Below are 10798 nucleotides of genomic sequence, written 5' to 3' on the forward strand. Positions count from 1 at the left end.
CGCGGGTAAGCCTGGACATCCGTATGCCGGCGGAGGTGTTTCTGGAGAAGCTTTACAGGCGGCCGGTGAACTTCTCTATTGAGGACGTGCTTGCGGTGGGGTGATGCACTTGGATGTTGACTCCGCCCAGCTAAAAATGCGCAGTTCTGATTAAGTAAGCCTAGAAGCGCCCCACGCTTAGCCCGCGAGTGCAACCCGCACTCCGCGTACTCCGGAATATCCTTCACTACTTTTCGGGACTCCCAGTAGACGCCCCCAAGAGTGCTCATGGCCAAGACGTGCAACGCGGCTGATCCGAGCGCAAGAGGAACAGCCGCCACGACGGCAGCGTGTAGCGAGAACAAATGGCCGCCAAGAAGCACCACTAGGAAGCAAGCAAGCGCTCCAAACGACACGAATGACCATCGAACGGCACGTTCGCTCTCGATGCAGAGTTTCTCCAGCGGAAGAAAGCTCGGCGATGTTGCGTTAAGCAGCCAAATCATCTTCAGCACTCCATCGCCATTAGTTTGCTCTGACCGGCAGACTGCAGCCGCTGTAGAAGATGGCGCATGCCTTGCCACTGCTGCGCCGATTGCAGCCCATCAAACTATCTTGTTCTGCGGCATTGATGTCGGGCGCTCTCGCGACGTTTGATTTGACGTCGCTTGTTGCGATAGACAGACATTGATTCACATAAGTCATTGCTATGGAGCAGCTTTCCCCGCCTTCTTGCTTGCACTTCGCGAGCGCAGATTTCCTGGCCTTCTTCTCGTTTGCTTCGTTCTCGCTAATTCCGTATATGCCCGCACTGTCGCTTGCGACAGCTCCCCACCGACTCTTCCATCGGGGACTGACAGGGGCGACTGTGGGAATCGGAATGCAGCTGTTCATTGATTCTGCGGAGCCAATCGGAGCAGACACATTATTGGGCGTCTCGCCCGCCGGACATCCGCCTTCCGCAGACGCCGGGCCAGAGAGGAACAGAGTCAGGGTCAACGAGCTGATGACAAGTGCGCGCATCTTCATTCCCTCGTATCCTTCTTCTTAATCTCAGTGGGGCTTGTTGGCTGCGAATCGGACATAACCCTAGTCGAGTGATTTGTAACGCTCGATCGGGCAGCTGGAAGGTCGACTTGGTCCCGAGTTTGAGTCGCAGCAGGGCCTGGGCTATGGCCGGATTGCTGACCAATCAGCCCCGGCTGCCCGGACTTTCCGAATGCCGAGTTGGCGAGAAGGCTGCCAATCTGAGCCTGGAAGTAATACGCCCCCATAGGCGGCACCGAGATGATGAGCACGGTCATGATCATGCCGATGCTGCCCTGGTTCATCGCTTGGCTCGTAATGCCTTCCGCACTGACGCCGGGAATGTTGACCAACTTAGTCAGCCACGTAAACGTAGCGATGCGAACCGTTAAGTCCAATAGTAGATTGGCCACGAGGCTTAAGATCGCCAGTGTGAAGAGGATGCCCAACCCCTGCTTCAACCAAGTCATGAACATCCCCTTTGTCGCTGGGAACGCGAGAGCAAAGATAAAGATTGGCCCCAGGCCAATCCAGAGATTGATCCCAAAAGTCAAGAGCAGCAGCATGCAGCCAGCGGCGATGGCCGGACCTGCGGAGCCCATGGTCGCCCATGTCCTCGCGCTTCGCTTCTCTTCCAATAGCTCGGGGTCCGGTACTAGAAGCTGAACGCCATCGATGGCGGTCATGGCGAGTTGGACGACGCCGAGTGCCTTATCGATACTGCTCGCGGTGGACTGGTTCTCCTCGCCCGTGACAAGGTGGTGTATCGCCTTATCCATGTCTTTTGTGAGAAAGGAGTTCAAAGGGATGTTGTTCATCGCCATTGTGGTTGCGATACAGAAGATCAGGGCGATTCGCACTCCCTGAAGGACCACTCCCATCATCGACTCCCGCGCGCCACTGAGAATTCGATAGCCCTGGAAGAGCAGCCAAAGTGTGACCAGGCTGAGTCCAACGCCTCCGACGAAGGTCATCGATCTCCCCATGAGAGCGAGACCAAAATCCTCGACCCGGGATGTAATCCAACCGCTAACGAGGCGGAACAAAGCGTAGTCAGCTAGTCCGCTTTGCGAAGACGGCGAGAACCAACTGAGTACGTCGGTGGGCAGTTGCAGGAAGTCCATTTCGATTTATCCGTAGATTTCAGTTGCCGAGTGCGGACTTCACAACATCGGTGGGGACAATGCCGTCCAGAGCGCCCTTCTTGCCGCGCATTGCGCGCTTCGCCAGGCGGGTGTGATCCCATTTGAGCGCCGCGATGTAGTCGTCGTACGCCTTCATGCGCGCCTGCCAGTAGTCGAGCTCGAGTTGGTTCCGCGCGACGAAGCGGCTGGCTTCGTTCTCGTTCGCAGCCAGAGCTCCCTGGCTGCTGCTAACGCTGTCGCGCTGCCTCTCGATCTGCCCGAATTCGCGGCTGCGCTGCATAAGCGTCCGAAGCATGGTTACGGAGTCGTTGTACTTGGCGTTCTCGGCGTAGACCATGCGCTGGCAGATCGCCTGTTGCTCCCCGACGACGTTTCCATCCATCTGGGGCATCGCCTGACGGAACACCTTAGTCAATTGGTCCTTGATGCCTCGACCAGGGCCAGGGCACATGTCCTCCATGCCGTAATCGGCCGGACACGGCGGGAAGTTGTCTTCCATCTGCGTCTGCCCGAAGTTCAGGCGCTGCAGCTTGATCACCTGCTGCTGGTAGTGGCCGGCCGTTTCCTGCCACCGCTTGGCGTTCTTGCCGAACTCGACCGCGTCTTTGCTGATCTGCTCCATCTTAGCCATCAGGCCGAAGGGGTCTTTGACGACCATCTGCGCACTTGCCTGGCCAAGTCCAAGGCTGCTTGCGGCGATCAGCAATGTCGCGACTCTCCTGACGGAGCGCCGATGCGCCGTGATCTGAGACTTCATAGCGACTCCATGTCGTGCGTTATCGTAGGGCTGAGGTGATGAGGGCCTAAGGCGTAGTAGTCCAATCTGGCTTGCGCCCTACGAACCCTGCAACCGTGCAATGCTCGTTCGTTCGGTCCGATAGTGGAGAAATCGTTGCCCTCCTTGATCTATCACGATCAGCACAAGACGTTTTCCCTTCTGTTGCTTGAACTTCCACTGCGCAACGCGAAAGCGAAATGCTTGGCTGTCGAGCTGAAGCACTGCTCCTTCCAAACGAAGGCGTTCAACAATGTCGACCAGCGGCTCCGTAGTGGCCTCTAGTCGGGAAAGTGGAACCTCGTCGCCACTGCAGTAGAAGTGCATGATTGCTTCGATGACATCCGCGTCCTCGCTTGAAATTTTGGCGACGGGAAACGGAACTACGTTATGTCCATCCATGGATTCTTCTTGACTCCTATTAGCCATCCAGAAGGTAGGTAAGTCCGCTATTGAGCAGATAGGATGTAAGTCCCGCACTTTCAGTCAAATCCAGCTTCTGAAGCGCTCTCACCTTGTGTGAGGAAACTGTCTTGTTCGTGATGCCCAGTGCCTCTGCGACACTGGACACCGATTCACCCTTACAAAGCATGATGATCACGCTCGCCTCTCGTGGCGTCAGATCTCGCCACGGGTGTCCCAGGTTCTTTTGGACATCGACCTGAGGGTCCATGTACTTGTGTCGCTGTGCAGCCGACTTGATCGCCTCCAGCAGAACCGACCTTGAGCTTCCCTTACTTACGTAGCTGTATGCTCCTGCGTCTAAGACGGCCTCCGCTAAGAGGGTGCTGTCCGATCCCGAGTAGGCGACCACGCGAATGTCCGAAGCGCGGTCAAGCACAGCTCTCAGTAGCGGAAGCCTCTTCAGCCTACCGGGCATGACGAGGTCGAGGATCACGACGGCGGGGCCATCGGTCACGCTATCAAGCACCTCGAAAAGCGACTCACTGTCTTTGGCCGATGCAATGGCCTCTTCTTCAACACCCATCTGTTCCTGCAACAACTTGGTGACCATCAACACCGAAGAAAGATGATCATCTGCAACGACATACTTCATGCACTTGTCCTTAAGCTCGTTCTGCTTGGTGGCCTCCGGCCCCAGTCGCCATGTGCGTAGTCTTGCCCCAACGAAGGGGTCTTGTCATTACTGCCAAAATCTGAGATCACCACCATCTAGTGACCTGGCCTGCTTCGACGCGCCTCTTCTGTTTCACGGTGTCGGCTGACGCGTTGCCTAGCGTTGTGCGAGAAAACCACATGAAATGCGCGAAGCTTTGATGTCATCCGGCTTCGTCGACGCGTGGGCAGTAGGATTTTTCTGACAGAGAAGCGAGGCTAAGACTTACGCTTTGATCAGGGTAATGACGTGGGGTAGGTGCTCATCGGATTCGCTCGAATGATCTGCTGTCGGCTGCGGGTTAGCACGCGACGACAGCGCAGGGACTCCATAAGTGGTTGATTTCGTGACGTTAACTCTCGTTGCGGTCGCGCGCATTAACAACGGGTGTCTGAGGTAGACGTAACCGGGTAGGGCTGATGGATTGATTGCGACCGCCCCGTTCTATTGAGTGCCGTTCTGCCAACGATTCGGCAGCTTGGTCGCGGCGGTGCTGTACCGACGATCGACAAGCTCGACGAACGACCACGATCAGACGGGCGTGCTCTGGATCTGCGAAGTGCGATAGTCCAGGGATTGTCTCGCTAGCCTTGGGCGATGCTGCGGATCGGCGGGCAGATCGCCAGGACAAGTGTGCTTTGTCATCCCGCGCCCCATTCGCTCCGGCAGCCTGGAGCCACACATGTCAGCCGTCGGAAACGTGGCAATCGGCGGACTTGTCCGATGCCTATCTCAGAAAATTCTGAGGCTTCGTTTCCGGACTTCGGCGATACTCTCGGTTTGCGTAGTCGCCATAGACCGACCCACTCTGCCATTAGTTGAAGGAGCAATCACGGATGACAACCCACGGTGCCCCCCCCGAGAAGCGACTGGCCGATATTCCCTGGCCCCTAACCTTCGATGCGTTCTCGTTTGGTGCTAGCTGCTACAACACATTGGCTAGCAATGTCATCTTCATGAACCATCAGTTCGCCTTAGAGATCGATGGTCCATCCGGCGAACCGCGCTCACCCGAATGGAAAGACCGCTGGACTGCCGGTTTCATCGTCATGGCCGACGATATGCCCCCGGACCCGGTAGAACTTCGATGGAAATCACTGGATGGTGTCGAGCACTACGCGGAAATCGACCTAATCAAAGACATCTTTCCCGAGCAGGTGGTCCTGCACAACGTGCCCAAAGAGGATGTCAACGAAGATTGGGCGCGGTTCGAGGGCGGCAAAGTTAGCCCCCCCGGCATCCTGATGGAAGTCAATGACAGAACCGTCAACGTTTTCATGAGCGCGCACGTGCTCACGAAGTCCTTCCCGATTCCTGGCCGCGAAGATATACGAAGCCGTTGGGACTTGGTTCTGGCCTGGACGAAGACGTACTAAAGGAAGGGTGGCTCATGGAAGACAAGAGGAACAAGAAGAAGGTTGTTCAACTCGCCGAGGATGGGCTTCCGAAGGCAGACGTATCGCATTACACCGCGACACCGGATCATCTGACCAGCTACGACCGAGCCGCAGATGACCTATACAAGTTCAAGGTGCCCGCGTTACTTGACACTAAGAATAGGCACTCATATCTCCTATTCGCGCTGATGGATGGCACCGGAAACGATGTAGGAAAAGACCCGCTTCACGCAACAAACGTTGCAAGGTTTGAGACACAAGCTAATCAGCTTAAGGCATCAGGCGTCAATATCGATGTCGTGTACAAAGCTGGTCCCGGCACGCAGAAGAACATCCTTGCCGAGAACATAGACGCGGCTACCGGTCGCACCAGCGAGTCAATCGCCGAGCATACGTATCAAGAATTGGTTTCGCGCGCCCAGAAAATTTACCGACTCGATCCGGACGCGAAGATTGCAATTCATGCCGAGGGATTCAGCCGGGGCGCCAGTCAGGTTCCGCTGTTAGCGCGGATGATTCACGACCGTGGCATTCCCAATCTAGACCGCCCCGAGTACGTTTCGGACGAGGGCGGGAATCTAACGAAAACCTATCCGCACTTTCATCAAGCGCCAGGGCATACGCCGATGTCGGTGGGCCTTTACGACCCTGTGCCGACCGGAGCTATGCAGAATCTGGATCGGCGTTTACCGCCATCAGTGGTCTCAGGCTTCCAGATCAATGCCGCCGACGAGAAGCGTGGAACGTTTCCTGTTGACCGCATCATTCCGGCTGGGCTGTCGGAAGACGGGCGCTTCCTGAGCGTCAGCGTGGCGGGCGCGCACTCGGACATCGGCGGCAGCTACTTGCGAAATGGTCTAGGCACGCGCAGTCAGAACCTGATGACGGACTATCACAACGCACTCTTCAGTGAGCCACTGTTGCGGCGATTGCCGGAGACCTACGACCCTCGCTTGAACGTCATCCATCGCTCGGAAGAGGGCGGCGTCTTTAAGTACATACAGTTTATTTCTGCCGCAGAGCGACATACGCCGAAAGGCGAGGTAACTAAGCTCATGCCAGACGACGGCAGTCATGTGTCGGCAGACCCGGCTGTTGCACTGGCTCGGCATCGGCCGGAGCCGATGGCAGCGACAGTTGCAGACGTTGTGCAGCACGCTACTCCTGTGGTCCGCTCTGTTCCGCAGCAGATGACTGCCGTTCCTGCCGAAGAAGCGTTGGAGCAGTGGTTCAAGCATGTCGGCAGAGTCGAAGTTGAGCCGTACCGGCCACCGGTGCAATTGAGCCCGGGTGCCAAGGTCATGGCGGCGGCCGGCGTCGCCGGCATTGCCGCGAGCGTGGTGGATGCCAAGGCCAGCGCAGACCGCGCCAGCACGTTGCTTTCGCAGGACAGTCTGCTCGCCGCGCAGTCCGAGCTGACGCACTACGCCGCACGCGGCACGGGCGGCTGGATCGGTGGTGCCTCGGCCGGCCTGGTCGCTACCGCGGCTGCAACTGGCCCCGGTGTCGTCGGTTTCATCGTCATTGGCGGCGCGGCTGTGGCGGGCAGCCACGTGGGTGAGCACGTCGCCACGGTGTTGGATAGCTACAAAACCTTCAAGCAGACCGACCTTCAGGGTGTTAAGTGGGAGTCCAACGGGCTCCAATGGGTGCGGAAAGACCTGGGCGACATGATCGACGACGGCCAGAACAAGGCCGTGAAGCAAGACTTTTCGGCCGATCCGGAGAAAGCAGACGAACTGAACTACAGGGCCAGCAATTCCGCAACCGAACTGGCCATTGGTAAGTTGCAGCCACCGCGTAATCCGTACGCCCAGGCGGCGACAGACAACGATCCGCCGAGTCAGCGCCGCGCCGATTGGGAGCGTAACCCGCAGACCGGCACCTGGGATCGTAGGGTCGTCCTAGGGTTTGAGCAGCCCGGCGTGCCCATGGTTCGAGTCGATTCGGCCAGCCCCGAGCGTGCGGCCGAGCTTGATCGCACCTCCCTACAAGTCATCCGCGAGAACATCGCTAACGGACCTGCCCCGATGGCTGCGCGCTATGAGATGGTCCATCGGGGCGAAGGTTGGGAACGGTTCGGCGTGGTGCCACCCTCCATTCGATCGGCGCTGCGGGATGATTCGCTGACCGCTTCGGATGGGAAGCTGTACCAGCGCACGGCGGACGGGCAGTGGCAGCGCAACGGCGAGTCCGGCGTGGCCTCCGGGAATTTGCTTCAGGAGTTGGAGAACACGCGTGCGGCGTTGCAACCGCAGTTGGCGCAGCATCAAGAACAAGTCGCCGCAATTCCGCCTCGGCAGCCGCCCACCTTGGAGGACGTCGAGCGAAAGGACCTGATGGCGACCTATCTATTCCACGGAGTTAAGCCAAATCCTGAGGAATTGGAGGCCGCGCTGGAAGCAGTCAGGCGCACCCAGCAGGAGCAAGGCGTCAACCCACTGACGACTTCGCTTCACCTGGGACTCAATGCGAAGAAAGAATTTGATATCAACAGTCCGATTGTACATATCGGCCGTGATGCGGATGGCGCGAATAGACCACAGGCCGTGACCAGTTCGTTGGAAGTACAAATGGCCATGCTTGACTTGCGCTCGCCGCCGCCCACTACCCCGGAGGCCCCGGAACTGCGAATCGCTAACCTGTCGCCGCAGCAACACGAAGCTCTAGAACAAGTCGTGCGCGAGGCCAACCAGTTGGGACTGAAGCGCGACGACGTACAGTCAGCGGCCAAGCAAGCGGTGGCTGGAGCGATCGCAGGAGACCGTGAGCCGGAGATCGCCCTGAACCTGGCGAATGCTGAGCGAGAGCGACCTACCCTCAAACCCGACGTGCAGGGCGAGCCGGAGTCCCCGCCGACTGCAGTCGTGAAGCCAGTCGCGGACGTGCTCGCGGGTGAAGCGCCGCAGGGACTGCACGCGTCGCAGGCACCCTCCGAGGGCGGGCGAATTCACGCTGAGCGTGTGGGGGCCGAGCCACAGCCTACTGCCGCCTATCCGGCCGCCCCCCTCAATCCGCCGATCATTGCCGATGCGCAGGCTATCCGCGCGGTGGCCGAGGCTGCGGCGCAAGACGTATTGACTGCCAGGCCCCCGGCGCCGGACGCACGCACGCCACAACCGAAGTCCGCGCCCGACTCACCAGCCGCGCCTACCCAGCCTGCACCAGAGCTCGCACCGCCGGTCGCGGCTGAGGCGGCGAAGGTGCCCGAAGACGGCACCTTGCGTCGCGGCGATCGCGGACAGGATGTCGAGATGCTGCAGTTCCGCTTGCAGCGCGTCGGCTACCGCGGCACGGAGGAGAATCCGATCCCGGAGCGGGGACATTTCGACGCAGCGACCGAGCATGCTGTTCGCCAGCTGCAACGCGACCATGGATTGCCCGATACGGGACGTGTCGACCCGGACACCGTCCAGGCGCTTGCTGTTGCCCAGCAGGCCAAGATCGAGACGCAGAAGACCGCAAGATCAGAGGTCGAAGTACCCACTGCCGAGATGGGCCGGAAGCCAGTGGAGCCGGCATCGGTGCACGACAGTCGCGTCGTCGAGCCGGCCGTGGCAGCCATGACTCCGCAGCCGTCCGAGGCGCCCCCGAAGGAAACCGCGACTGTCCGAACTGGGCCTTCGGTGGCGCCTAACGAAAAGCATTCCAACGGACACGGCCAGCAGTACGCACAGAACGGCGAAGCCGCCGACAAGGCGATGCCAGAACGGGCGGCAGCGGCTCAGGATCTTTCTCGGCTGTCTCCAGCGGATCAAGCGATGTTCGCGAAGATACGAGGAAAAGTATCGGCTGACGTACCCGACGAAACCGTGGCTGCGGTGATGCTCGCGGCCAAGCGCAACGGTATCCCGGACGCGGAGAGTATCGGGCCAGTCGGCGTCGCCAACGGGAAGCTTTGGGTGGGAGCGCACATCCCTGGTTTCCATACCGGGGTCTCGGCCATCGACCCCGCCCCGCCGATGCAATTCACCATACGCGAAACGCAGTCGTTCAATCAACAGCGCGATCAGCAGCTTGCGCAAGAAGCCGCGCAGCGCGGGCCGGATGATCCGAGTCGGGGCCCTTCACGATAATCGGAGGAGCTACTGTGCTCTCCAGTTAATCGCCCAGTTGTCGGAGCGTGAGTTCACAGTGAAGGATGGAATCAGTTGGCGCAGTTGGCAACGCGCATATCTGGCTCGTAAAGCAGTCCCTGCCTGACCGCGTATGACATCGCATCTGCAACGAAATGAGAACCGGCTCGACAAAGGAAAATGTCAACGATGAAAACGAAGCGCACTCGCCTTGCCGCCCTACTTTTTTTGACTGCTTGCTGTGTGCCAGTGCAAGCGGCCTCACCCGGCAACGACTCTGACGCCAAACATGCCATCAAGCTTTTTCATGATTATTGTCTTGTGCTTCGATCGAAGCCAGACGAATTTTCCAAAGCGTTGGATAGGGTTGGCACACGCCTGAAAGGAGATGAAGACAGGCAGTTTGGGATAGGGGAAATGGGTGACAGCTGGCGCACGCTAGACGGAAATTATGTCTTCTTCCGAAACGAATACTCGCGGTGCCGAATGTACATCCTCCCTCGCCAGATTACTGGCGTCCTGGGAGAGTTTGGTCGAATGGCGGATAACCCGCCGCGCGGAATGACCAGCCGAGAAATTTTGCCTGACAAGCAACAAAAGTTTGTCAGCTTTGTCTGGAGCGGAGACGGCGCCCTGATTCCAACGGATATGGTCATATATCCAAGCATGGACAAGGGTTCACATTGGACTCTCAGTGCAACCGATTACCGTGATGAGCCCGCCCCAATCATTTGGGATCAGATCGGTCCTGGCATCGATATATCCAAAATGCCACCCGCACGATCACGGAGCGCCAATATCGCGATATATCCGCTAGACGGCAACATGGAGTTAACCAGCTGGATTGAAACGAATAAAATAAATCAGCAGACCGATGGGTACGGAGATGTATGGACTTTCGACCCAAGAAAACCGGACAAAGGCTGGAGCCGCCTAGGCAAAGTCGTATCCAAGGATGGCAGCACCGAGGTTTACGCTTTTCTGGCTGGCTACACCTTGACCAACTATTTGAACTACAAGGCAGCCACCCAAGCAACCCAGTTGGCGTTGTCCAGACTCGGAAAGGACCAGGAACCCCGTACCGATCCTGCCAGTAGCGCTCCCTTGCCGAGGAGGAAAACGGGGCCTGGCGGATAAGATCGCTTGGAGAAGTCGAATTGTCGACCCACCATAAATCAGTGCCACACAAAACTAGAGGTCGCCGGGTCGTTTTGGATCCGAAACTCGTTGGGCGTTAAACCGCCCAGGCTGTCGTGGGGTATCTCGGCGTTGTAGTCACAAAG

General features: G+C 58.3%; 8 protein-coding genes. 3 read left to right on the forward strand and 5 right to left on the reverse strand.

Annotation, left to right across the window (positions count from 1 at the left end; all coding sequences use genetic code 11):
• Positions 1-504 precede the first annotated feature (504 nt).
• The 5 genes from ACTOWK_RS23085 to ACTOWK_RS23105 form a co-directional block, all read right to left on the reverse strand.
• On the reverse strand, positions 505-1008 hold the full coding sequence (locus ACTOWK_RS23085) for a DUF4189 domain-containing protein (protein WP_441332420.1): 504 nt from the start codon (positions 1006-1008) through the stop codon (positions 505-507).
• A complete protein-coding gene (locus ACTOWK_RS23090) occupies positions 1005-2129 on the reverse strand; it encodes a type IV secretion system protein (protein ID WP_441332421.1) in 1125 nt (374 codons plus the stop codon). The genes ACTOWK_RS23085 and ACTOWK_RS23090 overlap by 4 nt, the downstream gene beginning before the upstream one ends.
• Before the next feature lie 19 nt (positions 2130-2148).
• On the reverse strand, positions 2149-2907 hold the full coding sequence (locus ACTOWK_RS23095; protein ID WP_441332422.1) for a hypothetical protein: 759 nt from the start codon (positions 2905-2907) through the stop codon (positions 2149-2151).
• Positions 2908-2985: 78 nt separating this feature from the next.
• Positions 2986-3327, reverse strand: coding sequence for a hypothetical protein (locus ACTOWK_RS23100; RefSeq protein WP_441332423.1), 342 nt, complete (start codon positions 3325-3327; stop codon positions 2986-2988).
• Positions 3328-3346: 19 nt separating this feature from the next.
• Positions 3347-3982, reverse strand: a complete 636-nt coding sequence (locus ACTOWK_RS23105) for a LuxR C-terminal-related transcriptional regulator (protein WP_441332424.1) — start codon at positions 3980-3982, stop codon at positions 3347-3349.
• 896 nt (positions 3983-4878) lie between these two features.
• Here ACTOWK_RS23105 and ACTOWK_RS23110 point away from each other — a divergent pair.
• From ACTOWK_RS23110 to ACTOWK_RS23120, 3 genes are all read left to right on the forward strand, one after another.
• Positions 4879-5418 (forward strand): hypothetical protein, encoded by a 540-nt coding sequence (locus tag ACTOWK_RS23110; protein ID WP_441332425.1) that lies wholly within the window; start codon positions 4879-4881, stop codon positions 5416-5418.
• A 14-nt stretch (positions 5419-5432) separates the two neighbouring features.
• Complete coding sequence (locus tag ACTOWK_RS23115; protein ID WP_441332426.1) at positions 5433-9515, forward strand: peptidoglycan-binding protein; 4083 nt, start codon at positions 5433-5435, stop codon at positions 9513-9515.
• A 189-nt stretch (positions 9516-9704) separates the two neighbouring features.
• Positions 9705-10652 carry a hypothetical protein gene (locus ACTOWK_RS23120; RefSeq protein WP_441332427.1) on the forward strand — a complete coding sequence of 316 codons (948 nt, stop codon included), beginning with the start codon at positions 9705-9707 and terminating at the stop codon, positions 10650-10652.
• The last annotated feature ends 146 nt before the right edge of the window (positions 10653-10798 follow it).

The organism is Lysobacter sp. CA196, from assembly GCF_052078695.1.
GTDB lineage: Bacteria > Pseudomonadota > Gammaproteobacteria > Xanthomonadales > Xanthomonadaceae > Lysobacter.

Bases quoted from the DNA above. Each gene is read 5' to 3' on its own strand.
- ACTOWK_RS23085 (WP_441332420.1), bottom strand. From the start codon at position 1,008: ATGAAGATGCGCGCACTTGTCATCAGCTCGTTGACCCTGACTCTGTTC.
- ACTOWK_RS23090 (WP_441332421.1), bottom strand. From the start codon at position 2,129: ATGGACTTCCTGCAACTGCCCACCGACGTACTCAGTTGGTTCTCGCCG.
- ACTOWK_RS23095 (WP_441332422.1), bottom strand. From the start codon at position 2,907: ATGAAGTCTCAGATCACGGCGCATCGGCGCTCCGTCAGGAGAGTCGCG.
- ACTOWK_RS23100 (WP_441332423.1), bottom strand. From the start codon at position 3,327: ATGGATGGACATAACGTAGTTCCGTTTCCCGTCGCCAAAATTTCAAGC.
- ACTOWK_RS23105 (WP_441332424.1), bottom strand. From the start codon at position 3,982: ATGAAGTATGTCGTTGCAGATGATCATCTTTCTTCGGTGTTGATGGTC.
- ACTOWK_RS23110 (WP_441332425.1), top strand. From the start codon at position 4,879: ATGACAACCCACGGTGCCCCCCCCGAGAAGCGACTGGCCGATATTCCC.
- ACTOWK_RS23115 (WP_441332426.1), top strand. From the start codon at position 5,433: ATGGAAGACAAGAGGAACAAGAAGAAGGTTGTTCAACTCGCCGAGGAT.
- ACTOWK_RS23120 (WP_441332427.1), top strand. From the start codon at position 9,705: ATGAAAACGAAGCGCACTCGCCTTGCCGCCCTACTTTTTTTGACTGCT.